Below are 25,877 nucleotides of genomic sequence, written 5' to 3' on the forward strand. Positions count from 1 at the left end.
TTTCAGGTATGTTTCCATTCAGATTAATGAAGGCTGTATTTATTCTTCTTCAGGTTTTGCTTTGTACGTACTGATGTATGATACACCTGAAAAAATATTGGGGCGTTGAGTTCCAGCCTTGTTTTCGGGTTGTCCTGAATGAGCTTGTGCAAATGCTTGAGATTCTTTCCATTTTTCATAAAAAGCAGGTGACTCCCATTCAGTCAGAACGATGTACGTATCTGAATCAAGCGGTCTCAACACACGGAAGGCAATGTATCCCGGCTCATTTTCGATGGCGCCAGCACGATTTTTAAACCGGTGCTCAAAAACAGGACGGCCTTCATCGGATACCGGCACATTATTGAAGACGAAAAATCCTTTTTCTTTAAACTCTCCTGTGCCGTCCACAACTTCGTAACGGCGCGGTGTTTGGAAAAAGGTTTTTCCTTCTGTTTCGTGGAGCATCAAGGTTGTATTTTCACCTTGCATAAGGACCATCGTTTCTTCGGGGTGCTTGTCACGCATTTTTTTCATGAAATCGTATGTTCCAGTCGTCATATAAAGCTTCATTGAAATCCCTCCTGAAATAAATAATACATTCTTTATATTCTTCCCTTAAGAAAACTAGATGAAACAGGTTTGACGAACAAGTGAAAAGAGAAGCGTCTAATTTATGACAAATGCGCCGGCAATCTATACAATAAAGGGCGGAACGTCTATAGTATAGACGGATATGGGTAGACGAACAGAAAAGCAGAAGATTGAAGGGATGAAAAATTCATGACATTTAACGACACATACCTCCGCGCAGCACGAGGAGAGAAAACAGAACATACACCAGTTTGGTATATGAGACAGGCTGGACGTTCTCAGCCGGAATACCGCAAAATCAAGGAGAAATACTCATTAGAGGAAATCACGCATCAGCCGGAACTATGTGCATACGTGACTAAACTTCCTGTAGATCAGTATAATAACGACGCAGCGATCCTGTATAAAGACATTGTTACGCCATTGCCTGCAATCGGAGTGGATGTAAAAATTAAATCAGGCATCGGTCCCGTTATCGACAACCCGATCCGCAGTATGGCGGATATCGAACGTCTAGGCGAAATCAATCCTGAGCAAGATGTTGATTTTGTACTGGAGACGATCCGCATGCTGACGAAAGATCAATTGAATGTGCCGTTGATCGGTTTTTCAGGCGCACCATTCACATTAGCCAGCTACATGATCGAAGGCGGACCTTCGAAGAGTTACAATAAAACTAAAGCGATGATGGTTTCAGAACCAGCGATGTGGTTTGCTTTGATGGATAAATTGGCAGATACCATTATCCCTTATGTAAAAGCACAAGTCAAAGCGGGCGCCAAAGCGATTCAAATTTTCGATTCGTGGGTCGGTGCGTTAAACGTTGAAGATTACCGCATCTTCATTAAACCGGTCATGGACCGTATTTTTGCTGAGTTGCGTACTGAAGGCGTGCCGTTGACGATCTTTGGTGTCGGTGCAAGCCATTTGGCAAAAGAGTGGCATGAGCTTCCAGTAGACGTAGTCGGCTTGGATTGGCGCCTGCCGATTTCCGAAGCGCGTTCTATGGGCTTGACCAAAGCTCTTCAAGGCAACTTCGATCCGTCTTATTTACTGGCAGACTGGCCGGTAATTGAAGAACGGGCGAAAAAGATTTTGGATATGGGCTTACAGAACGATGGCTATATCTTTAACCTTGGCCACGGCGTATTCCCGGAAGTTAATCCGGATACATTGAAACGTCTGACAGCATTTGTCCATGAATACAGTGCGGCTTATAAAAGTAATTTAAAATAGAATAAAATTCATTTCGAGGTGATTATGTTGAAGAAGACAATGGGATTATTAGTGATGGCGTATGGAACGCCTTATTCAGAAGAAGATATTGAACGTTACTACACACATATCCGACGCGGCCGTAAGCCAAGCGAAGAAAGCTTAGAAGATTTGCGCAGCCGCTACAAAGCGATTGGCGGACTTTCACCGCTTGCAAAAATCACCAAAGATCAAGCACAAGGCTTGTGCGACCGTTTAAATGAAGTACAGGACGAAATTGACTTTAAAGTATATCTTGGCCTTAAACACATCGAGCCGTTTGTTGAAGACGGTGTGGAAGAGATGAGAAAAGATGGCATCACAGAAGCCGTTTCAATCGTTTTGGCTCCTCATTTCTCTACTTTCTCGGTTAAATCATACAATGGCCGTGCAGCAGAAGCTGCTGAAAAAGCGGGCATTTCATTGACTTCAGTTGAAAGCTGGTACAAAGAACCGAAGTTCATCCAATACTGGAGCGAAAAAGTCAGTGCTGCATTTGCTGAAATGTCAGAAGAAGAACGTGCGAAATCTTGCCTGATTGTTTCGGCGCATTCATTGCCTGAGAAGATCATCGCAAGCGGAGATCCTTACCCCGACCAATTAAAAGAAACAGCTGAGATGATCCAACAAGCTACGGGTGTTGAAAACGTTGAAATCGGTTGGCAGAGTGCCGGACAAACAGGAGAACCTTGGATTGGACCGGACGTTCAGGATTTGACGCGCGATTTGTTTGAACAAAAAGGATACACATCTTTCGTTTACACACCGGTTGGCTTTGTAGCCGACCACTTGGAAGTTCTTTTCGATAACGATTATGAATGTAAAGTTGTTTGCGACGATATTGGTGCAACCTACCGCCGTCCAGAAATGCCAAACGTTCAGCCATTATTCATTGATGGATTGACTGACGTTGTGTTGAGAAAACTGGCGGAAAAATAAAGCAATTGAAAGTGAGGATTAAACGTGGCCGAACAAACGCATAAAGTAATCGTCGTGGGCGGGGGCATCACAGGTCTGTCATCGGCATATTACTTACAAAAACTGGCGATAGAACAAGGTTTGGCGATTGATATTACAGTGATTGAAGCAGCCCATCGCCTTGGTGGAAAAATCCAAACCCTTCAAAAAGACGGTTTTGTAATTGAGCGTGGTCCGGATTCGTTTGTCTCACGAAAAAACAGTATCCAGCAATTAGCGAAAGAGTTGGCCATTGAAGACCAATTGATCCAAAGTGCTCCTGGCACCACTAAAGTGGCGGTCGAAAATGAACTTTATTCGATACCGGCAGGGTCTGTTATGGGGGTCCCGACGAATTTTGGGTCATTTCTTGCTTCAGGCATCAGTTCCTGGTCCGGCAAAGCTCGGGCTATGGGAGATTTCTTCCTGCCCACAACAACTTCTGCTGAAGACCAGCCGCTTGGACCTTTCTTGAGACGGAGATTTGGCAATGAGTTGGTCGAAAACTTGATTGAACCGTTGTTTTCAGGTGTATTTGCCGGAGATATCGACCGTTTGAGCATAAAGTCGACTTTTCCTGAATTGCTGGAAGTAGGAGAACAGCAACGAAGCTTGATTCGTGGCTTGAAGAAAAATCAAGTAGCAAATTACCGCGCATTTGATACCGAAAAAACAGGCATCTTTCAAACATTTTCCAACGGCATTGAAACACTTGTGCAAACCTTGGAAAAAGAGCTGCATACATGCACCATTCTAAAAGGTATCAAAGTTGAAAAGCTGGTGCAAAAAGGCAAACAAGTGGAATTGCGTTTGAACAATGAAGCATCGATGATTGCAGATAGTGTCATTTTCGCTTTGCCGCATGCCAAGTTGATGCCGATTTTTGAACCTTTGGGTTTGCTGAAAGGCTTGAAAGACATGCCTTCCACATCCATTGCGACAGTATCGATTGCATTTCCAGAAGGGGCCGTAAAAAACCCAAAGGATTGCACGGGATTTGTGGTTGCACGAAACAGCGATTTCACCATAACAGCCTGTTCGGCTGCACACCTGAAATGGCCGACGTTGATTCCGCCGGGCAAAGCTCTTTACCGGTCATTTATTGGGCGTGTCGGTGACGAGGCGGTCGTTGAGTTGTCTGATGGAGAGATTGTTAAAGCCGTATTGGAAGACCTGCACAAATTGATGGATATACAGGAAGAGCCTGAATTTACCATCGTCTCGCGTTGGAAAGAAGCGATGCCGCAATATCTGGTAGGTCATGGAGAACGGATTGCTGCAGCGAAAAATGAAGTGCAGGACGCTTTGCCGATGGTGCAGATTGCAGGAGGTTCTTTTGAAGGATTCGGATTGCCTGCTTGTGTCGATCAAGGAAAAGCGGCTGCCAAACTATTGCTTGAACGATTTGTTGCTGAGTCGCTCAGCATGGAGGGAACTGCAAAATGAAAAAAATGATGTGGCTTGGATTGCCATTTTTATTATTGGCTGGCTGCGGATCGGAAGAAGCGGATTCTGCAGGCACTGGTGAGATGATTGAAGAAGTGATGGTAGAGTTCAATACCGAACCGCAAGCCGATCCGGCCGAGGAAGTTCTGCTGTCAGTGACGTTGAGCCAAGGAGACGAAGTTGTGGAAGATGCAAGTGAAGTTGTTTATGAAGTATGGGAGTCGGGCGACCGCGATAACAGTGAGATGATCACAGCTGACCATACGGCAGACGGCATGTACGAAGCAGAAACCAGCTTTGATGAGGAAGGTCTGTATTATATGCAGGCCCATACAACAGCACGAGGCATGCACGTTATGCCGAAACAGGAAATCACGGTTGGCAACCCAGACCCGGATTCCATCGTTCCGGATGACAGTGACGATTCACAAGGCATGGACAAAATGGACGGCCACTCTGGGCATTGATCCATTATTGAAAAGGCACCGCTTAGGCGGTGCCTTTTTTATGTGGAAAAGAGAAAGAGTAATATTGATAGATTTTAGTGAGGTTCTATAAGTCGCTTCGGACGCTTTGGAGTGGGTTCCCACAATAAGCCAGGAAACCTAGAGAGGTAATAGTTTTAGTGAAGTTCTAAAAGCAGCTTCGACCGCTCTGGAGAGGACTCCCGCCATAAGCCGGGCATCGCTTCGCTTGCCAGTCCTATGGCTCCGTCCCCTTCTGGACGCGGCTCAGCCCGGGGTGTGGGGGATAAATAGTGAGCCATATTTGCATGCAGTAGTTAGGTAATGTGGAGTTTTGGAAACGCTCGGCAGCGGTAATGCACGCGCCTTCGCTTCGACTGGGTGAGGTTACATGTGGTTTTGTGGTTCTACAGGATAATTTGATGTTTCTACATGAACTATGCAGGTTTCTACCGGGAGGTGTGACGCTTCTACATGAACGAGTTGCTTCTCTACATGAAGTTTCTGCGTTCCTACACGAATTTCGCGAAAAGTCATGCAAACTAGAATGCTCAATGGGTGAATAATCGATCCTGGTATGTGAGCCAAACTGTAACAGGAAGTGTCTCTACCTATTCAGGCTGTTCGCACGGCGAACAGCTTCCAGTCCGAGCTTGATCTTTTGTGAAACAGATGAAATGCAGGTAAGGATATGGATAGTGCAGGTAAAGGAGCGATTAGTTCAGATAGAAAGATATCATGTTCAGGTAGCTGCCCCAAATATTATGATAGCAAGAAGAGTTACCCAGATAGAAGCAGTTTTTCACCATTTGGATTCTATACAAAAAGAAACAGCGCCAGTAAGCGCTGCTTCGTTTTTTATAAGTATGTTTGCTGAATCTTATAAGTTGTTGCAGGAATCACATTGAGTACCATAACATTCATGCTGCTCTTCCATTTTTTCTCCACAAGATGCGCATTGTTTCGGGGGCAAGTTCTTGAAAAATTCGACTACGTTTTCAATCATAACTTCCATCTCCTTTTTGTTATAGTACTGTTGGTGTTTAGAACAGTGTATTATAACAGTTTGGATTCGTCAACCCTAAACCGTGAATTTATTTGAAAAATCCGTTAAACTAATAAAAGGAACGCAGCCAAAGGAGAGAGATTATGTATTTCGTAGATAATAAAGGCATTACAGACCCACGCATCAACTTGGCAATTGAAGAATACTTGTTGAAAACGATGGATGTTGAAAAAGATCCGTTTCTTCTGTTCTATATCAATGAACCTTCTATTATTATCGGCAAAAATCAAAACACAGCTGAAGAAATCAATACTGATTATGTAGATTCAAATGGCATCCACGTCGTACGCCGCTTATCTGGCGGCGGAGCGGTCTATCATGATCTTGGCAATTTGAACTATAGCTTTATTACGGTCGATGACGGCAACAGCTTCCGCAATTTCCGTAAATTCACGGAGCCAGTGGTAAAAGCGCTTCAAAGCCTGGGCGTCAATGCTGAACTTTCGGGACGCAATGACTTAATGGCAGAAGGCCGGAAAGTATCGGGCAATGCCCAGTTTTCTACAAGAGGCCGTATGTTCAGCCATGGCACGTTAATGTTTGATACAGAAGTTGATGCGGTGGTCTCAGCATTGAAAGTCAGCAAAGAAAAAATTGAATCAAAAGGGATCAAGTCGATCCGCAGCCGGGTGGCAAACATTTCCGAGTTTTTGAAAGAGCCGATGACCGTGACCGAATTCCGCAAAGCGATTCTGCACTCGATATTTGAAGGTGAAGAAAATGTCCGCTACTACGAATTGACCGACGAAGATTGGAAGAAAATCCATGAATTATCAAAAGAGCGCTACGGCAATTGGGACTGGAACTACGGAAAATCGCCTAAGTTCAATATTAAGCATTCCCATCGCTTCCCGGTTGGCGGCATTGATGTTCGTCTCCAAGTGGAAAAAGGCATTGTTCAAGATGCCCATATTTACGGTGACTTTTTCGGGGTCGGCGACGTATCTGAAATTGAACAAGCTATCACCGGTACGAAATACGAACGTGCATCTTTAGATGAAGCAATTGCCGGCATTGATATCCCAAAACTTCTCGGAGGCATCACGACAGAGGAATTTTTGAAATTAATTTATTAAGAATTTCCGGGAGCCTGCTTTTATGCAGGCTCTTTTGTTAAAATGGAAAGAAAAAGGAAAGGGGGAATCATTGTGGCTGTTCAACGGATCTTCATTGTAGAAGATGATTTGAAAATAGCGGAATTGTTGGCAGAAACCTTACGGAAATACCATTACGAAGTGGAGACCGCAAAAGATTTTGATCAAATCATCGAAGAATTCGAAGCTTTTGATCCCCATTTGATTTTACTCGATATCAATCTGCCTTCTTATGATGGTTATTATTGGTGCCGCCAATTAAGGCAGCAGACCACGTGTCCGATATTATTCATTTCTGCCCGTTCAGGGGAAATGGACCAAGTCTTCGCTTTGGAAAATGGTGGAGACGATTTTATTACGAAACCTTTCCATTACGAAATCGTCCTTGCAAAAATAAGAAGCCATCTGCGCAGAGCCTATGGTGAATACGCACCAAAGCAGGAAGAACGATCGGTCAAGGCCGGCCGTATCGTGCTGTTCATGGAACGTATGGAACTGCATGTCAAAACGGAAGCCATTCCGCTGCAGAAAAAGGAATGCACAATAATAGAGCTGTTGCTGTCTCATTACCCGAAAGTGGTATCACGGGAGCAGTTGCTGGAAGAATTATGGGATGATCAGGCATTCGTTGATGAAAATACGCTTAATGTCAATATGACACGCGTCCGGAAAAAGTTGGCTGACTATGGCGTTAAATCAGTCATCGAAACGGTAAGAGGAGCAGGATACCGCCTGTTGTTGCATGAGGAGGAAGCCTGATGCTGCGATTATTTTTGAAAGAACATGCGGCGTTCATTGTCTTCCAAATTGTGCTTGTGGCGTTTATCATGCTGCTGTATTGGTTGGATGGTTTCCGCAACGTGGATACGGCCATTTATTCCTTTGTGATCAGCAGCGTATTGGTGATTACGTTTCTGACGGCACGCTTCGTCAAACGGTATCAGTATTACCAGCGGATTTTGGCGAAACCGCAAAGCATGGAGCATGCCTTGCAGCGGGAAGGGAAATCACCCGAACAGGTTCAGACAGAAATCTATCTTCAGGAGTTGTACCGGCTGTATCAGCACGAAGTGCAAACATTGTATGCCACTCAAAATCGGCACCTGCAATTCATGAACCAGTGGGTGCATCAAATGAAAACGCCGTTATCCGTCATGCATCTGCTATTGCAGGAAGAACAGGAACTTGATAAGAGCAGCGTCCGTGAAGAAATGGATCGGTTAAAAGCAGGCTTGGATACAGTGTTGATGAATGCGCGTTTGGATACATTTGAACAGGACATGCAGATTGAACAAGTATCGCTGCGGTCGTTGGTCAGCGAAGTCACCAATGAAAACAAACGGTTGTTCATATCAAAGCGCGTCTATCCGGAGATTTCAATTGGAGAAGAGCATATCGTTGCGACCGACCAGAAATGGATGAAATTCATCATCGGCCAATTTTTGACGAATGCAGTCAAATACACCTTTGAAGCCAATAAAAAAGTGTTTATTGCTGCAGAATGTACAAATGGCAATACTTTGCTGACCATACGGGATGAAGGGATTGGAATTCCTTCATCTGACTTGCCTCGCATCACTAAGGCATTTTTCACCGGAGAAAACGGACGGAAGACTGGAGAATCCACAGGCATGGGCTTGTATCTGGCAAAAGAAGTTTGCCGCAAGCTGGGCCATGAATTGGAGATTTCTTCGGTTCAAGGAGAAGGGACGACCATCTCTGTTCTGTTCTTCAACCAAGATCTTGCAACACAGGAGGAAAACGATGACAGTAGTAAAAATCGACGAAGTGACAAAAGTATACGAGGGGAAAGTGGCGCACAGGGCAGTCAACCAGCTGAGCTTCACAGTGGAAAAAGGTGAGTTCCTGGCAGTGATGGGACCCTCAGGCAGCGGCAAAACGACGTTGTTGAACTTGATTTCAACCATTGACTCGTTGACTTCGGGAGAGATTTTGATTGATGGCATCAACCCGCATTTATTGGATAAAAATGAGTTGGCCTTGTTCCGGAGAAGGGAATTGGGGTTTGTATTTCAGGACTTCAATTTGCTGCAGATGCTGACCGTTGAGGAAAATCTTGTATTGCCGTTAACACTCGATTATGTACCGATCGATGAAATGGCGCGTCGTGTACTGGTCATTGCCAAACGATTGGGACTGACATCCATCCTTCATAAACGGCCAAACGAAATTTCTGGAGGAGAAGCACAGCGTACTGCAATCGGACGGGCGCTCATTCATCAGCCGGCATTGATCCTCGCTGATGAGCCGACCGGGAACTTGGACTCAAAATCTTCACGTGACGTATTGGAAATCTTATCCAATGTGGCCAATGACAGTGAAACAACCATCATCATGGTGACGCACGATCCCATTGCTGCAAGTTACTGTGACCGTGTGCTGTTCATCAAAGACGGTGAATATTTCAATGAAATCTATGGAGACGACCGGCGCCAGACATTTTATCAGCGGATTTTGAATGTCTTGTCTTTGCTAGGAGGATCCGTGAATGACCTTTCGGCAACTCGCTTACCATAACGTTGTCCGCAATCGCAGAAATTATGCGGCTTTCTTTTTAGCCAGTGTTTTTTCAGTCATGGTATTCTTCGTCTACTCGATGTTCATTTTTCATCCGGCATTTGAAGAAGAAGGTCTGCGGCTATTGGCAATCCGCGGAATGCTGATTGCTGAAGTCGTTCTGTACATTTTCACTTTGTTTTTCCTGTTCTATTCCATGAGCGCCTTTTTGCAGGCGAGATCAAAGGAATTCGGGGTCTTGATGCATCTAGGAATGACGAAAAAGCAATTGAATAAATTGATTTTCTTTGAAATGCTGATCCTTGGGACGGTATCAACCGTAACGGGCATCGCTTTCGGCTTTGCTTTTTCGAAATTCTTTTTCATGGTCGGCCGTGAAATCATGGATCTTGATAGCTTGCCGCTGTATGTCTCCTGGGAACCTTTCCTGTTGACGATTGCCGCGTTTGCCAGTTTGTTCGTTATCATCTCTTTCGTCAGCGTAGGCTTTATCCGTACAAAGCAAGTTGTGGATTTGCTGCAGGGATTTTGGAAAGTGGAAGAAGAATCGAAATCGTCAACCGTGCTTTCTGTTATGGGCATTGTCTTTTTGGCTATAGCCTATACATTTGCTGCGAATGTTTCAGACCGTACTGTATACCAGATGATTTTCATTGTTCCGCCGCTTGCCACATTCGGCACGTATTTGTTTTTCACCCATACGCTGCATTCATTATTGCGTTTATACAAGCGCAAAAAAAATGTCTATTGGGAAAAGACGCGGCTGGTGTCTTTAGCGGAAGCTTCAGTCAAACTGAAAGACAGTGCCCAGATGTTCTTTATCGTCACGATCGTTTCGACTGTTGCATTTTTGACAGTAGGGACTCTGGCGTCTTTCATGTCATATACAGGAGATTTCCGCGAATCAAATCCACTGGGGCTCGTTTATATTTCATTTAATGGCAACGAGCAGGAAACAGAGCATATCGAACGCCTTACCCGCCAATTGGAAAATGAACAATTGGCTTACGATATGGTGGAATTGACGGTCAAACGGCAAACTTCCGGTGCCACTGGAAACGATGTCGATATCTTAGCACTGTCTGAGTTTAATCGCTTGGCAGCCAGCCTCGGCTTTGAAGCGGCAGAATTGCAGCAGGGAGAAGGCATGTTTGTTCCATTTTCGTTGGATGCCTTAAAAGAGCTGGAGGAAACCAGTGTTGAAACGGTGCTGTTTGAAAGTGATGTTGCCTTATCGATTGAGTCGACGTATCCACATGTCGTCTTCCCGATCCATACTTTGAACATCAATACGATTGTCGTGAGCGACGCTGATTATGAAGCAATTGATGAACCCTTATTGGGATATGAACCCGGTGCGTCTGATTTCTCCTACTATGCTTTCGATGTATTGAATTGGACGGAAACAGTGAATGTCGGGAATCGATTAACGGAAACCGTCAACAACGCAGTGGAAAACGCTGATTTTAATGGAGTCAATTTCTTTTTTGAAAATCCAGGCGATGATTACCGTTGGTTTAAATCTTCATTCGCTTTGCTGTTGTTCATCGGGGTCATGGTAGCGGCCGTGTTCTTGCTGGCAGCAGGCAGCTTTATTTACTTTAAATTGTATACAGGACTTGAACGGGACCGGAAGCAATACAAGCTGCTGATCCGCATGGGCATGACCGACAAAGAACTGGGCAAAATCGTGAATCGCCAATTGATACCTCAATTCTTTTTGCCATGGGGCCTTGCTTTGCTGCACAGTGCATTTGCTTTTATCTCGCTGCAAGTCGTCTGGGAAGAATTTGCCGAGCTGTCAATCCTCATCGAGATGGCCATTGTGCTTGGCGGCTTTACCGTTGCCCAAATCTTATATTTCTTTTTGATCAGATGGCGTTATATAGCTCATCTTCAGGCACCGTAATTTTACGGTGCCTGTTGTATTGTCTGAAGATTTATTTTATAATGAAAACAGGGTAAAATATGAATGAGTATTCATTCAACACGAAAGAGGGATGGAAATGGATTTAATGTCACGTGTTCATGAAATTGCTGAACAGGATTCTTCCAGAATTGCGTACAGCTTTATGGGGAAAGATACGAGTTACGGCGAATTCGATCAGTCGATTGCAGTTTTTGCTGGAGCTTTAAAAGGTTTAGGCGTGGAAAAAGGGGACCACGTCGCATTTCTTTTGGGCAACACACCACATTTTCTGATTTCGTTGTATGCGACGATGCGTTTAGGCGCAACAGCAGTTCCAATCAATCCAATCTACAGTCCGGATGAAATCGCTTACATAGTGAATAATAGCGATGCCAAAGTGGTTGTGGCACTTGATTTGCTTCTGCCGCTGGTTGAAAAAGCACATAAGGCATTGCCTGCCGTTGAATCTTATATTATTTGCGAAACCGATCCATCTACACCGGAAAAAATGGCGCAATTGCCTGAAGAAGTAAAAGGGAAGGTCCACTCATTCACGGCCTTGCTGGGCAAGTCAACGCCACATATCGAATTTGCGCAAATAGAAGCGTTTGATAATGCGGTCATTTTGTACACGTCCGGAACAACTGGTAAACCAAAAGGCGCTATGCTGACACACGAGAATTTATATTCGAATGCGCGGGATGTGGGAGAATACTTGCAGATTGGTGCAGACGACCGGGTAATCGCTACATTGCCGGTATTCCATGTATTTGCCTTGACGGTTGTGGTGAATGCTCCTTTATTGCAGGGCGCTACGATTATCCTGGTGCCGCGCTTCAATCCAAAAGAAGTATTTGATGCGATTAGCAATTACAAAGCAAGCGTTTTTGCTGGTGTGCCGACCATGTTCAATTTCATGAATCAATTACCGGATGTTGATCCGGCAGATTTTGCATCTGTCCGATTGGCCGTTTCCGGCGGTTCTGCTATGCCGGTAGCTTTGTTGCACAGTTTTGAAGAAAAATTCAATGTCCGCATTTCAGAAGGATACGGACTGTCGGAAGCCTCACCGGTTACTTGCTTTAACCCGATTGACCGTGAGCGGAAAGCCGGTTCCATCGGTACTTCCATCATCAATGTGGAAAACAAAGTCGTCAATGAATTGGGTGAAGAAGTAGCAGCTAATGAAGTCGGCGAACTGGTTGTCCGTGGACCGAACGTCATGAAGGGCTATTACAAAATGCCGGAAGAAACCGCTTCGGCGATTCGTGAAGGCTGGTTGTACACAGGCGATTTGGCCCGTGTAGATGAAGAAGGCTACTTCTATATTGTTGACCGCAAGAAAGACATGATCATCGTAGGTGGCTATAACGTTTACCCACGTGAAGTCGAAGAAGTGCTGTTTGCGCATCCAGCGGTTTTAGAAGCTGCTGTAGTCGGCTTGCCGGACCCGGATTTCGGTGAAGAGGTCAATGCATATGTGGTACTGACCGATTCTTCTGTTACAGTAGAAGAATTAAAAGCTTACTGTGCAGAACATTTAGCGAAATACAAGGTGCCAAGACAGTTTGAAATTCTGCAAGAATTGCCGAAGAACACTACAGGGAAAATCCTGCGGCGGTCGTTGAAAGACCAGGCGATGCAGAAATAACCTGTTACATGTTTAGATCTTATGAATGATTGGAGAACTCTGGATGATTATTCCAGAGTTTTCTTTTGATTTGATTGAAAAAACTGACATTTTTTATTATAGTTAAGGAGCAGTATTACGATTTACGAAATAGTTGAATCCGAGGAGGAAGTAGTATGGTGAAAAAAGCAATGGAAATTAAGGATTTAACGAAGTTGGTATCAGTGACGGATCCCCGGATTTCACCGGATGGAACAAGAGCGGTGTTTATCCATACACAAATCGATGAAGAAGAAAATACATACAGAGCCCATCTTTACCACATCAACCTGGAAACGGGAGAACAAACCCAATGGACGTATGGCAAAGAACGCGTAAGTTCACCACGGTGGTCGGCTGATGGAACGGCAGTGGCTTTCTTATCGGATCGCAACGAGAAGAACCAATTGTTCGTTATGCCAGCCTTTGGAGGAGAAGCACGCTCATTGACTGATTTTGAAAAAGGAGTCAATGGGTTTGAATGGGCGCCTTGCGGAACAAAGATCTGGTTTAATGCCTTGGCCAAAGAAGGAAAAACCTTCACCGACAAGGAAGAAAAAGAAGAAAAGAAACAGCCTGAGCCCTACCATGTCGACAAAATGAAATACAAGATGGATGGAATGGGCCTGTTGCCGAAAGAGTTCCATCGCCACATTGGATCAGTGGATCTCAATACGAAAAAAGTAGAACAGCTGACAGAAGGAAATTATCATTACAGCCTGGAAACCGTCTCACATGACGGAACAAAATTGATCTATGGCGTGACGCGAGAAGAAAACTTGGATTTTGTATTCCGCCAGCCTCTTTATCTAATGGATCTCGAGACGAAAGAAGAATCCGTATTAATTGAAGAAGAAGGATACTTTGGCGGCGCTGCTTTCTCTCATGACGATACAAAAGTGGCTTTTGTCGGCAGCATGCGGCAATTTGAAAATGCCACACACACAGAAGTGTATGTGGCGGATTTAAAGGCGCATACTCGGATTTCCCTGACAGAAGGCTTGGACGTACCGGTGGGTGATTATGTCGTAGCTGATCATCAACAAGGAGCAGTTGCACCGGATGTGGTATGGACAAAAGATGATCATTTGTATTTTCAAGTTTCGACCATGGGTGATGTACGCCTGTACTTTGCTTCTCTTGATGGCATGATTTTCCCGGCGTCTCCAGACTTGGAGCATGTTTATGGATACGATGTTTCACGGAGCGGCGAATTCGCAGTGGCAGCCATCAGCAACCCAGTGAGCCCAGGCGAGTTGTATTTGCTGACGATTTCGACTGGCGAACGCCAGGCACTAACTTCATTTAATGAAGAATTCCTCAAACAGACGGAATTGGTTGAAGCACAGCCGATCATCACAAAAGGATCGAAAGACTGGGCTGTCCATGGTTGGCTGATGAAGCCTTATGGTTATCAGGAAGGCCAGAAGTATCCTTTGGTCGTCAATATTCACGGCGGTCCCCATGCGATGTATGCCAATACGTTTGTCCACGAAATGCAATTGCTGGCGGCCCGTGGTTTCGGCGTGTTATATGTCAATCCGCGCGGCAGCCATGGCTACAGCCAGGAGTTTGTAGACGCAGTACGCGGGGATTACGGTGGCGGTGATTATGAGGACATCATGAATTCGGTAGAACAGATCGTGGAATCCAACGCCTGGGTCGATTCGGAACGTTTGGGTGTCACCGGCGGCAGCTATGGCGGCTTCATGACCAATTGGATCGTGGGCCATTCAGAACGTTTTAAAGCAGCGGTCACGCAGCGCTCCATTTCCAACTGGATTTCATTCTTCGGTGTTTCGGATATCGGCTATTACTTTAGTGATTGGCAAATCGGCGCGGATATGACGGATGTCGATAAGCTATGGAAGCATTCACCATTGAAATACGCAAAAAACGTCGAGACCCCATTGCTGATTCTTCATTCTGAAAATGATTACCGCTGCCCGATCGAGCAGTCGGAACAATTGTATGTAACATTAAAAAGTATGGGCAAAACCACAGAGTTTGTCCGTTTCCCAGAAGCCGACCACAACCTGTCGCGGACAGGCAAACCGAATCTTCGCTTTGCACGTCTGGAACAGATTACAAGCTGGATGGAAAAATACTTGTAAACAGGAAAAACGGAGCAGCTATATCAGCTGCTCCGTTTCAGCTTGTAGACAAAAGAATATTTATGTCGTTCAAAGGGTGAATATGCAATTTATTGTCTTTCTATTGGATCCTGCACTCCAGGCGGACGCTTTCCTGCGGGCTTGCGCCGAACTAACTCGGACTGGCGCCCGAGTGGATTTCGGCACTTCGCTATCCCGCAGGAAGCGAGTCGGGCTGTGCCTGACTCGTTTGCGACGAAGCTAGCGAAGCGATGCAGGAGCATATCTTTGCCCTTCGCCGCCTTGCGCTACGGATCTTTGTATGAAGGAGTTACCAAGTTTATTGGGACGATGGTTTCAGGATCCTGACTAGCAGGCCATTTCCTTTGGTTGAAGCTACACGCCCCCGATCGGGCCGGCCACGGAGACTCCTGTGGGACAGCGAAAGCTGAAGACCCCGCAGGAACGCAGTGACGAGGAGACTGAAGCTGAGCCCACGGAACGCGAAGTGGCCGGACCGGTTGGGGTATGCACTGCTATTCATTTTGGAAAGACTTTGTCTATAGTCTGAACCGGAGCAGCTATATCAGCTGCTCCGGTTTTTTTTACTTCCCTTTAAATACGGGTTTCCGTTTTTCGCCGAAAGCAGCCAGGGCTTCGACTCGGTCTTCTGTTGGAATCGTGATTTCATAGGCTTTGCGCTCAATCTGCAAACCTGTCTGCAAATCGGTATTCATGCCATTCTTGATGGCGAATTTTGCTTGTTGGAGAGCGATTGGGCCGTTGGCGAGAATTGAATCGGCAAAAGCACCGGCCACATCAGCCAATTGCTCACGCGTTGCAAGGCGTGTCACCAAACCGTATTCGAGTGCTTCGGCTGATGTCAGGCGGCGGGCAGTCAAAATCAGTTCCATGGCTTTGGCTTCACCGATCAGGCGCGGCAGCCGTTGCGTGCCGCCTGCTCCAGGGATGATTCCCAGGCTGGTTTCCGTCAATCCGAGCAAGGTGTCGTCTGCAGCAATCCGGAAATCACAAGCAAGCGCCAGTTCCATTCCGCCGCCAAAAGCAAAACCGTTCATCATGGCGATGGTGGGCTGGGGCAGATTTTCGATGGTTGAAAACACTTCACCGATTTTAAAAATATTGCGTTTGACGAGGTCATCGGTCATGGTTTTGCGTTCTTTTAAATCCGCTCCCACACTAAATGCCTTTTCGCCAGCGCCAGTAAAGACCACAACGCGGATATCCGGGTTAATGCGGATTGCTTCGGCCACCTGTCCAAGCTCAAGAAGCATATCATAATTGAAGGCATTCATTGCTTCTGGCCGGTTTAATGTAATAAAGGCTAAATTGTTTCGTTGTTCATAATGAATTGTGTCCATTTTCATCCCCCTTGTGTCATTCCATCCGTAAAAAACATACCACTTTTTGGACTATTTCGCCATCTGTCTCTATAATGAATTCCATGGGAGGGACCGCACTTATGAATCAAATTACATTTATCCGCATCTTCCGGATTGTCTGGCTGGCAGTCAAAATCTTTTTGCAGGTGACGTTCTTCCAAAGAAGAAATCGTGGAAATTGGAGCCCGCTGGTTGAAAAAAGATGGAATGACATGATAACCAAGCAAGCGAAAGAGTATAAGAACCTGGCATTAAAACTGGGTGGCTTGATGATCAAACTTGGCCAATTCTTGTCGACGCGCGCTGACATCATGCCGCCGACATTTCTTGCCGAACTGGAAGGGTTGACTGACCGTGTCCCTTCGGTACCACGGAAAAGCATCGTTTCGGTATTGGAGCAGGAGTGGAATACGCCTCATACAAATTACCTGGATCAATTATCGGATTCAGCAGTAGCATCCGCTTCTATTGGGGAAGTGTATAAAGCGGTGTTGAAAAACGGCATGGAAGTAGCCGTTAAAGTCCAACGGCCGGGTACAGACCGCATTTTGCGTGCGGACTTCAAAGCCATCCGCATCGTTATCTGGATGGCCGAAAAATTCACGCCATTCGCGAAGCAAATCGACTTTAAATTACTGTATGTGGAAATGACAGAAACCATCGGCGCTGAATTGAATTTCCTCAAAGAACTTCAAAATGGCCGCGCCTTTGCTGATCGTTTCGATTCGATGGAAGGTGTGCGCATCCCGCTGTATTTCGATGAATTCACGACGCGCCGTGTACTGGTCATGGAATGGATCGAAGGCGCACGCATCACAGATTTAGCCTTTATTGAAAAGAATGAACTGGATCGCCATGAAATTTCCGAGCGGCTATTTATTTTATTCCTGGAGCAGGTATTGTACGGCGGCCAGTTCCATGCGGATCCGCACGGCGGGAATATCCTATTGGAACCGGATGGCGGAATCGTCCTGATCGATTTCGGGATGATCGGCACCATCACACAAAAAGACTCCCAGGCGGTGTTAAGAGCGGCGGAAGGCGTCATTTTTAAGAATTACGATCAAGTGTTGGATTCGCTTGAAGAGCTGCGGTTTCTTTTGCCGCAGGCGGACCGTAAAATTCTAGGAGATGCTATTTCACGGCTCGTCACAGCCTATGAATCCAATGAGCTGTCACAGATGGACAGTTTTGTTGTGGAACGCCTGCTCAACGACATGCAGGAAATCGTTCGGACCCAACCGGTTCAATTGCCCGCGGAATTTGCCTTTTTTGGCAGAGCGGCCTCGATATTCGTCGGCGTTCTTCATGTTTTGGATCCCAATGTGGATCTGTTGGCGCTTGCCCGTCCACGAATCCTGGAATGGGCTTCTTCACAAAAAGAAGGCAAAGGCCTCTTTGGCAAAGAAGATGTCCTTCGTTGGGTGTTGAATGCCACGGGTCCGTTGCGGGTATTGCCGCAGAAAGTCATCAACTATTTGGAAGAGCCTGAACGGATGCGCCATTACCTTGAAAATCGGGACGGCCGGGAACGGGAGCACCGCAGAAATCTGCAATCCCGGATGTTTGCTGGAATATTCACCATTCTATCGTTTTCGGGGATGTCCATTTCAATCTGGTTCTGGAACGAACCTTACCTTTGGGTTTCGTCGGTATTTTTCGTCGGCTCCTTATGGGTGTACCGGTCGATCAAATAAGGTCAACATAATAGTTAAATTTTTTCTAGAGATGCATGAAACAATAAAGAGTTGCCGCCTGCCTTCACATTTAGTGACTGCAGGCGGCAACTCTTTTCAGTTAATTCGCTGATGATCTGGAGCTAGTGGATGGAGCGGAAATACGTCTTGTGAAAAAGCTGGAGAAAGCGAAGGTCCATATGCATAAGGTGGGATATGGAGGCGTTGCGCAGCAAGGGAGTTTTGTATTTACTGAAAGAGAGTGCAATCTTGGAAAGGCAGTCAATCCCGCGGCTGTTCTTTACGTGGAGCAAACGTCCGTTTTGTCACATAAGCCATCGGATGGTTATGGACTCGTTGAGCTTTTTTGAAATACCGGCGGAGGGATCCGGCAAATGAATGCTGGTTTCGCAAAGCGATAGGCGAGACATCCAAATATACGGTTTCACCATTGCTTAAGTAGATAATGCTGCCTTTGCCGCTGCTGTCACTTTCAATGAGGTCAATGGCGTCATAATTGAACCAGACGCATTCCTTATTCTTTGGAGAGTGTGTCGGGAAGAAAATAAGCGGATTGCCATAATACTCACCAATGATGATGGGTGGCTTATGTTTTACGCCGACCGCTTTTTGGGCATAAAGAGTGGCGCTTTCAAGAGAGGCACGGTAGAACCGGCAGGAAGTGGTCACTGTTTTATAAACCGTTTCTTCAACCACAAATTCATTACGGTCTTCGATTACGCGCAGACAGGTGCGATGTCCATCCGTATAGGGTAAAAGGGCATACGTATTTGCGCAGATTGTATAAGAAAGCGGCCTGTGATTCTTTTTGCTCATGAAGAATAACCCCCTAAATTTACTTTACATACCTTATTATAATGAAAAATGGAAATTGCACAATGCACATTAGATTGAAAATAAAATATTTTCTATTTGGTTGGAATTTTCAAATAAATCTTGATTTTTTCTATTTGCTTCATGTATACTAATGAAAAGCATTCGGGGTGAAGAAGAATGGAAAACTATTATTCTTATGCTGATTTCATGAAAGCGATGGCTCAAACAAAAAAAATCACGGAAGCGGAAAAACTGCTGAACGACATCTATTTGGATCTGTTCTTGAAACATGTGCACCGCTCCCAACAAGAAGCACAGCTTATGGCCCTAATCGACGAAGCCCTGGATAACAAAGATCAAAAAGCATTTACTATATATACTGCTCAATTACAGACATTGCAGCATGAAGAAACAGAATAATTGGCTCTTTAAAAAGCCAAGAAAAAGGGAAGCCGGCATTTTACCGGCTTCCCTTTTTTGTTTTTAAAAAATAAGAAATGTCTAAAAGGAAGAGTACAGATACTTTGAACCGATAGACCAATATTTTTGCGGATTCCACCATAAAAAACATACGTTCGCTTTTTGTTAGTGGTTTTTTAGGGCATATGTTAAAGTAGAAGTAACGAAATAACGGAAGGACGTCTTATTATGAAACAGGAATTTAATCTTCAAGCTCCTTATGAACCGGCTGGCGACCAGCCTCAGGCGATTGCTGAATTGACGCAAGGCATCATCAACGGCAAACGTTGCCAGACTTTGCTGGGAGCGACAGGAACAGGTAAGACCTACACAATGTCGAACGTTATCCAGCAGGTGAAAAAGCCGACGCTGGTCATGGCCCACAATAAAACATTGGCAGGTCAGCTCTACAGCGAGTTCAAGGAATTTTTCCCTGATAACGCAGTAGAGTATTTTGTCAGTTATTACGATTATTATCAACCGGAAGCTTATGTTCCTCAGTCGGATACGTTCATTGAAAAAGATGCCAGCATCAATGACGAAATCGACAAGCTTCGCCATTCTGCGACCAGTTCTTTATTTGAGCGGGACGATGTCATCGTTATTGCATCGGTCTCTTGCATCTACGGCCTTGGTTCGCCGAAGGAATACCGTGAGTTGGTTGTTTCTTTGCGTAAAGGGATGGAAATCGAACGCAACCAGTTGTTGCGGAAGTTAGTGGATGTTCAATACGAACGCAATGATATTAATTTTATTCGCGGAACTTTCCGTGTACGTGGAGATGTCGTTGAGATTTTCCCGGCATCACGCGACGAGAGATGTTTGCGTGTCGAGTTTTTCGGTGATGAAATTGACCGCATTCGTGAAGTCGACGCATTGACTGGTGAAATTATCGGAGAACGCGATCATGTAGCCATTTTTCCGGCATCCCACTTCGTAACACGTGAAGATAAAATGGTCAAAGCGATTGCAAACATAGAAGAAGAGTTGGAAGCACGCTTGAAGGAAATGCGCGCCGAAGACAAATTGTTGGAAGCGCAGCGCCTTGAACAGCGGACGCGCTATGATCTGGAAATGATGCGCGAGATGGGCTTCTGCTCCGGCATTGAAAACTATTCCCGGCATTTGACGCTTCGTCCACCAGGCGCACAGCCTTACACATTGATTGATTATTTCCCGGAGGACTTTCTATTGGTTGTGGATGAGAGCCACGTAACGCTGCCACAAGTACGGGGGATGTTTAATGGTGACCAAGCACGGAAAAAAGTTTTGGTTGATTACGGCTTCCGTCTGCCTTCAGCGATGGACAACCGCCCGTTGACGTTTGATGAATTCGAAAAGCATATCAGCCAAGCGGTTTTTGTGTCGGCGACACCAGGGCCCTACGAAATGGAACATACACCCGAAATGGTGGAGCAGATTATCCGGCCGACCGGATTGCTTGACCCGACCATCGAAATCCGTCCGATCGAAGGGCAGATAGATGACTTGATGTATGAAATTCGGCAGCGTGCGGAAAACAATGAACGTGTGCTGGTCACCACATTGACCAAAAAAATGTCGGAAGATTTAACGGCCTATTTGAAAGATGCGGGCATCAAAGTCAATTACCTGCATTCTGAGATCAAGACGCTTGAACGGATTGAGATCATAAGGGAGTTGCGGATGGGCGTTTACGATGTGCTCGTCGGGATCAACTTGCTGCGTGAAGGATTGGATATCCCTGAAGTTTCTTTAGTGACCATTCTGGATGCCGATAAAGAAGGTTTCCTTCGCTCGGAGCGCTCTCTTATCCAAACGATGGGCCGGGCAGCGCGAAATGCCAATGGCCACGTTATTATGTACGCAGACAGAGTGACGGATTCAATGCAGAAGGCGATGGATGAAACCACCCGCCGCCGTACAATTCAAGCTGCATACAATGAAAAACACGGCATTAAGCCAGTTACTATACAGAAGAAAATCCGTGATGTCATCCGTGCGACTGTCGCTGCGGAAGAGTCGGAAGAATATGTATCAAAAGCGGTATCAGGTAAAAAACTCAACAAAGAAGATCGCATGAAACTGATTACGCTGCTCGAATCAGAAATGAAAGAAGCGGCAAAAGCGCTTGATTTTGAACGGGCTGCAGAGCTGCGTGATACAGTGCTTGAATTGAAAGCGGAAGGATGATGAAACTTGAAAAATCAGGAAATACGGATACAAGGCGCACGTGCGCACAATTTAAAAAATATAGACGTTGTCATTCCGCGCGATAAACTTGTGGTCATGACCGGGCTTTCGGGCTCAGGCAAATCATCATTAGCATTTGATACGATTTATGCTGAAGGACAACGGCGATATGTAGAATCTTTGTCTTCTTATGCCCGCCAATTCTTAGGACAGATGGATAAGCCGGATGTCGATTTGATCGAAGGCTTGTCACCGGCCATTTCCATCGATCAGAAGACCACCAGCAAGAATCCGCGTTCCACAGTAGCGACGGTAACGGAAATATATGATTACATGCGTTTAATGTATGCACGGATCGGCAAACCGATCTGCCCCAATCATGGCATCGAAATTTCATCTCAAACAATTGAAGAGATGGTCGATCGTTTGGTTGTCTATCCGGATCGTACAAAAATGCAGATTTTGGCACCGATTGTTTCAGGCCGAAAAGGAACGCATGTCAAGCTGCTGGAAGACGTTAAAAAACAAGGCTATGTCCGGGTTCGTGTCAATGGGGAATTGATCGATCTGGATGATGACATCACGCTTGATAAAAATAAAAAACATTCGATTGAAGTGGTCATCGACCGCATCGTCATGAAAGAGAACATTGCGCCGCGGCTCAGCGATTCATTGGAATCCGCTTTGCGTTTGGGAGAAGGACGGGTACTGATTGATGTTATGGGAGAGGAAGAATTGCTTTTCAGCGAACATCATGCCTGCCCGATCTGTGGATTCTCAATCGGTGAATTGGAACCGAAAATGTTTTCATTCAACTCGCCTTTCGGAGCCTGTCCTGAATGTGACGGCCTCGGCATGAAGCTGGAAGTTGACCCCGAACTGGTCATCCCTGATTGGAGCGTATCTTTGAATAAAGGTGCGATCGTGCCTTGGCAGCCGACCAGTTCCCAATATTATCCGCAGTTGCTGCAAGCAATTTGCAAGCATTATAAGATTGACATGGATGTTCCTGTGAGTGAACTGCCGGAAGAACATATCAACGTGATTATGCGGGGCTCTGGAAACGATAAAATCCGTTTCCGTTATGAAAACGATTATGGACAGATCCGGGATAACCACATTCATTTTGAAGGCGTGCTATCCAACGTCGATCGCCGTTACCGGGAAACGTCCTCAGATTATATCCGTGATCAAATGGAGAAATACATGGGAGAACAACCATGTACAGTTTGTGAAGGCTACCGTTTGAAGCCGGAAACCTTGGCTGTTAAAGTCAATGACGTACACATCGGTAAAGTAACCGAGTTTTCGATTATTGAAGCCAATGAATTTTTTGATGGATTGGTCCTGTCGGAAAAAGACGCTCAAATCGCCAAATTGATCATTCGGGAAATTCAGGAGCGTATTGGATTCTTGATTAATGTCGGGTTGGATTACCTGACCTTGAACCGGGCATCAGGCACTTTGTCTGGAGGGGAAGCTCAGCGAATCCGCTTAGCGACGCAAATCGGTTCAAGGCTCACAGGCGTTCTATACATTTTGGATGAACCATCGATCGGCCTGCACCAGCGCGATAATGACCGGCTGATCGAAACCTTGAAAAGCATGCGGGACATCGGCAATACATTAATTGTCGTCGAGCATGATGAAGATACCATGCTGGCGGCGGACTACCTGATTGATGTCGGACCTGGAGCAGGGGTCCACGGTGGCGAGATCATTGCTGCGGGAACACCTGAAAAGGTCATGAAAAACAAAAAGTCCTTGACGGGCCAATATTTAAGCGGCAAGAAATTTATTCCATTGCCGGCTGAAAGAAGAGTGCCAAACGACCGTAAAATTACGATACGCGGCGCCAATCAAAACAATTTGAAAAAAGTGGATGTCGAAATTCCACTCGGTTTATTCACAGCAGTAACCGGAGTATCAGGCTCAGGAAAAAGTACACTCATCAATGAAATCCTGTACAAAACACTCGCCCATCGACTGAACCGGGCAAAAGCCAAACCGGGCCATTTTGATTCAATCGAAGGCACTGAAGGGCTTGAACGGGTCATTGATATCAACCAGTCTCCAATCGGCCGGACACCACGTTCAAACCCGGCAACCTATACCGGTGTTTTCGATGACATCCGTGACGTCTACGCTACGACCAACGAAGCTAAAGTCCGCGGCTATAAAAAAGGCCGTTTCAGCTTTAATGTCAAGGGCGGTCGCTGTGAAGCTTGCCGCGGAGATGGTATTATAAAAATAGAAATGCATTTCCTTCCGGATGTCTATGTGCCGTGCGAAATTTGCCATGGCAAACGCTACAACCGGGAAACTTTGGAAGTGAAGTACAAAAACAAAAATATTTCCGATATCCTGGACATGACAGCAGAAGACGCTGCTGTATTTTTCGAGAATATCCCGAAAATCAGCCGTAAATTGAAGACAATCGTAGATGTTGGTCTTGGCTACTTAACGCTTGGCCAGCCTGCAACGACTTTGTCCGGAGGCGAAGCGCAGCGCGTCAAGCTGGCATCCGAGCTGCATAAGCGTTCGAATGGCAAGTCCTTTTATATTCTGGATGAACCGACGACGGGATTACATGCAGACGATATTTCACGTTTGCTGTTGGTTCTGCAGCGTCTTGTGGATAATGGGGATACCGTTTTGACGATTGAGCACAATTTGGACGTCATCAAGACGGCGGACCATATCATCGACTTGGGGCCTGAAGGCGGAGACAACGGTGGAACCATCTTAGCGACAGGCACACCGGAAGAGATTGCGGCTGTCGAAAACTCTTATACCGGCAAGTACTTGAAACCGATTCTTGAACGGGATCGGGCGCGTATGGATGCTAAGGTTAAAGGAGCAAGCCGCAGGAAAAAAGTGGTTAAGTGAAACTTTTCGAGCTGCCAAACGTATCATTTAGAAGAAAAGATCTGCTTGTTCAGGTAAGCATCTGCTTGCCTGCAATCAGACAATGAGGAGGCCACAATACATGCAAAGCGAAAAAGAACGCATTTTGGACATGGTTGAGAACGGTACAATTTCAGCGCGGGAAGCCGTTGAGTTGCTGCGCGCTATAGATGGCAGCAGTTCTTCAAATGAGCCCGATTACGGCCGCAACAACCAGAGAGAAAAATCAGGGAAACGCGGATTTTTCAGACCTGAAGATATTATGAAGAAAGTATCGAAAGACTTTTCGAAAAATGTCTCAAAAAATGTCTCGAAAAATGTTTCCCGCGACTTCAACGATTTAGGTGGCCGCATGATGGACTTCATGCAAACATCTGTCGGCAAGTTAAAAACGATGGAATTCGATTCTCCATTTGGTGAAGCAGTTCAATTCACTCACACCTTTAGCGAAGAAATAACAGACCTCAACACAATCATTGCGGATATCGCAAACGGCCAATTGGAAATATTCCCGTCGCAGGACGGATTACTGCGTGCAGAATGCAGCGTTAAAGCGTATCGCTCAGAATCGCCGGCTCAAGCTAAAGCAGATTTTCTTGATAAGTTCGTCTTTATAGCTGATGACCACAAGTTGCGCATCATCAGTGACTTGAAGACAACTCAAGTGAATGTTGTATTGTACGTGCCGGAAGCTTCTTACGAGCACATCACTGCTCGCTTGTTCAATGGTGGTTTTGCAATGAAACGCGTCGATGCTGCTCTGATCAAAGTGAAAACAGCAAATGGCAAAGTCGATTTGAAGCATGTGGAGTTTGACGATGCTGAACTGGAAACGGCCAATGGTGCTATCCATGTACAGGAAACAAAAGGAAAAGTATTGGAAGCCGAAACCTTGAATGGCCGCATCTACATCGATGGCGATATTCAAACAATCGTTTCCAAATCGTTGAACGGCAATATTGTTGCCACTACAAGATGCAAAGAAGCGCGCAAGTTGGAAACAAAAACTTTGGCTGGCAATGTCGAGCTTTACATCCCTTCGCATTTGCCGCTGAAAGGTGAAGTTTCTTCGAACTTGGGCAAAATGGATGTACTGCTGTCGGACATCGACAGCACCCATGAACAAGGACAGTTTATGCAGAAATCCATTCGTTTCTCTAAACAGGGAACGGAACCAGCTGCGGCTCCTTTATTGGTCTATGGCGAAACGAAAACAGGCTCAGTCCTGCTCCGCTATTTAACAATTGAATAACCATTATCTCGAAACCGGCTCAGATATTCTAAGCCGGTTCTTTTTTATTGTGCATCAAAGCTTCCTCAGATAAGTAGAATTGAAAAAGTCCGGACGGCCTATAAAGGC

The 25,877-nt window shown here is 45.6% G+C and carries 20 protein-coding genes; 16 read left to right on the forward strand and 4 right to left on the reverse strand.

Annotation, left to right across the window (positions count from 1 at the left end):
* Positions 1 to 39: 39 nt before the first annotated feature.
* Entirely contained in the window at positions 40 to 552 is a 513-nt protein-coding gene (locus QMA04_RS14250; RefSeq protein ID WP_290186572.1) for an antibiotic biosynthesis monooxygenase family protein, read from the reverse strand.
* A gap of 210 nt (positions 553 to 762) precedes the next feature.
* Here QMA04_RS14250 and hemE point away from each other — a divergent pair, with 210 nt between their 5' ends.
* The 4 genes from hemE to QMA04_RS14270 are packed head-to-tail and all read left to right on the forward strand — an operon-like array spanning position 763 to position 4,697.
* On the forward strand, positions 763 to 1,809 hold the full coding sequence (gene hemE / locus QMA04_RS14255; protein ID WP_191716594.1) for a uroporphyrinogen decarboxylase: 1,047 nt from the start codon (positions 763 to 765) through the stop codon (positions 1,807 to 1,809).
* A gap of 24 nt (positions 1,810 to 1,833) precedes the next feature.
* Positions 1,834 to 2,766 carry a ferrochelatase gene (gene hemH / locus QMA04_RS14260; protein WP_191716593.1) on the forward strand — a complete coding sequence of 311 codons (933 nt, stop codon included), beginning with the start codon at positions 1,834 to 1,836 and terminating at the stop codon, positions 2,764 to 2,766.
* Between the two features lie 24 nt (positions 2,767 to 2,790).
* Positions 2,791 to 4,230, forward strand: coding sequence for a protoporphyrinogen oxidase (gene hemY / locus QMA04_RS14265; RefSeq protein ID WP_290186576.1), 1,440 nt, complete (start codon positions 2,791 to 2,793; stop codon positions 4,228 to 4,230).
* Positions 4,227 to 4,697: a FixH family protein gene (locus tag QMA04_RS14270; protein WP_290186578.1), complete on the forward strand. Its 471-nt coding sequence runs from the start codon at positions 4,227 to 4,229 to the stop codon at positions 4,695 to 4,697. The genes hemY and QMA04_RS14270 overlap by 4 nt, the downstream gene beginning before the upstream one ends.
* Positions 4,698 to 5,574: 877 nt before the next feature.
* On the opposite strand, the gene yhfH is transcribed toward QMA04_RS14270, so the two are convergent.
* Positions 5,575 to 5,700, reverse strand: a complete 126-nt coding sequence (yhfH, locus tag QMA04_RS14275) for a protein YhfH (protein ID WP_008430608.1) — start codon at positions 5,698 to 5,700, stop codon at positions 5,575 to 5,577.
* 143 nt (positions 5,701 to 5,843) lie between these two features.
* Here yhfH and lplA point away from each other — a divergent pair, with 143 nt between their 5' ends.
* From lplA to QMA04_RS14310, 7 genes are all read left to right on the forward strand, one after another.
* Positions 5,844 to 6,836, forward strand: a complete 993-nt coding sequence (lplA, locus tag QMA04_RS14280) for a lipoate--protein ligase (protein WP_290186581.1) — start codon at positions 5,844 to 5,846, stop codon at positions 6,834 to 6,836.
* 72 nt (positions 6,837 to 6,908) lie between these two features.
* Positions 6,909 to 7,613, forward strand: a complete 705-nt coding sequence (locus QMA04_RS14285; protein ID WP_191716589.1) for a response regulator transcription factor — start codon at positions 6,909 to 6,911, stop codon at positions 7,611 to 7,613.
* Positions 7,613 to 8,716 (forward strand): sensor histidine kinase, encoded by a 1,104-nt coding sequence (locus tag QMA04_RS14290; RefSeq protein ID WP_290186583.1) that lies wholly within the window; start codon positions 7,613 to 7,615, stop codon positions 8,714 to 8,716. Before QMA04_RS14285 ends, QMA04_RS14290 begins: the two co-directional genes overlap by 1 nt.
* Positions 8,619 to 9,392: an ABC transporter ATP-binding protein gene (locus QMA04_RS14295; protein ID WP_290186585.1), complete on the forward strand. Its 774-nt coding sequence runs from the start codon at positions 8,619 to 8,621 to the stop codon at positions 9,390 to 9,392. The genes QMA04_RS14290 and QMA04_RS14295 overlap by 98 nt, the downstream gene beginning before the upstream one ends.
* Positions 9,364 to 11,301 (forward strand): ABC transporter permease, encoded by a 1,938-nt coding sequence (locus tag QMA04_RS14300; RefSeq protein WP_290186587.1) that lies wholly within the window; start codon positions 9,364 to 9,366, stop codon positions 11,299 to 11,301. Before QMA04_RS14295 ends, QMA04_RS14300 begins: the two co-directional genes overlap by 29 nt.
* A gap of 97 nt (positions 11,302 to 11,398) precedes the next feature.
* Positions 11,399 to 12,952, forward strand: a complete 1,554-nt coding sequence (locus QMA04_RS14305; RefSeq protein ID WP_290186589.1) for a fatty acid--CoA ligase family protein — start codon at positions 11,399 to 11,401, stop codon at positions 12,950 to 12,952.
* A 155-nt stretch (positions 12,953 to 13,107) separates the two neighbouring features.
* Positions 13,108 to 15,084 carry a S9 family peptidase gene (locus QMA04_RS14310; protein WP_290186591.1) on the forward strand — a complete coding sequence of 659 codons (1,977 nt, stop codon included), beginning with the start codon at positions 13,108 to 13,110 and terminating at the stop codon, positions 15,082 to 15,084.
* Positions 15,085 to 15,668: 584 nt separating this feature from the next.
* Here the strand turns inward: QMA04_RS14310 and QMA04_RS14315 are convergent.
* Positions 15,669 to 16,445, reverse strand: coding sequence for an enoyl-CoA hydratase-related protein (locus tag QMA04_RS14315; protein ID WP_191716583.1), 777 nt, complete (start codon positions 16,443 to 16,445; stop codon positions 15,669 to 15,671).
* 101 nt (positions 16,446 to 16,546) lie between these two features.
* Here QMA04_RS14315 and QMA04_RS14320 point away from each other — a divergent pair, with 101 nt between their 5' ends.
* On the forward strand, positions 16,547 to 18,163 hold the full coding sequence (locus QMA04_RS14320; protein ID WP_191716582.1) for an ABC1 kinase family protein: 1,617 nt from the start codon (positions 16,547 to 16,549) through the stop codon (positions 18,161 to 18,163).
* Positions 18,164 to 18,424: 261 nt separating this feature from the next.
* On the opposite strand, the gene QMA04_RS14325 is transcribed toward QMA04_RS14320, so the two are convergent.
* Positions 18,425 to 18,979: a competence protein ComK gene (locus tag QMA04_RS14325; protein WP_191716581.1), complete on the reverse strand. Its 555-nt coding sequence runs from the start codon at positions 18,977 to 18,979 to the stop codon at positions 18,425 to 18,427.
* A 177-nt stretch (positions 18,980 to 19,156) separates the two neighbouring features.
* On the opposite strand from QMA04_RS14325, the gene QMA04_RS14330 reads away from it, so the two are divergent.
* The 4 genes from QMA04_RS14330 to QMA04_RS14345 all read left to right on the forward strand — a co-directional run bounded on the left by QMA04_RS14330 (position 19,157) and on the right by QMA04_RS14345 (position 25,769).
* Positions 19,157 to 19,399, forward strand: coding sequence for an IDEAL domain-containing protein (locus tag QMA04_RS14330; protein WP_191716580.1), 243 nt, complete (start codon positions 19,157 to 19,159; stop codon positions 19,397 to 19,399).
* A gap of 228 nt (positions 19,400 to 19,627) precedes the next feature.
* Positions 19,628 to 21,610, forward strand: coding sequence for an excinuclease ABC subunit UvrB (gene uvrB, locus QMA04_RS14335; protein WP_203340976.1), 1,983 nt, complete (start codon positions 19,628 to 19,630; stop codon positions 21,608 to 21,610).
* Positions 21,611 to 21,616: 6 nt separating this feature from the next.
* A complete protein-coding gene (gene uvrA, locus QMA04_RS14340; RefSeq protein ID WP_290186597.1) occupies positions 21,617 to 24,499 on the forward strand; it encodes an excinuclease ABC subunit UvrA in 2,883 nt (960 codons plus the stop codon).
* A 100-nt stretch (positions 24,500 to 24,599) separates the two neighbouring features.
* Positions 24,600 to 25,769 carry a DUF4097 family beta strand repeat-containing protein gene (locus QMA04_RS14345; RefSeq protein WP_191716577.1) on the forward strand — a complete coding sequence of 390 codons (1,170 nt, stop codon included), beginning with the start codon at positions 24,600 to 24,602 and terminating at the stop codon, positions 25,767 to 25,769.
* Positions 25,770 to 25,877: the final 108 nt, after the last annotated feature.

Origin of the sequence: Planococcus sp. APC 3900 (assembly GCF_030407735.1) — a bacterium.
GTDB lineage: Bacteria > Bacillota > Bacilli > Bacillales_A > Planococcaceae > Planococcus > Planococcus notacanthi.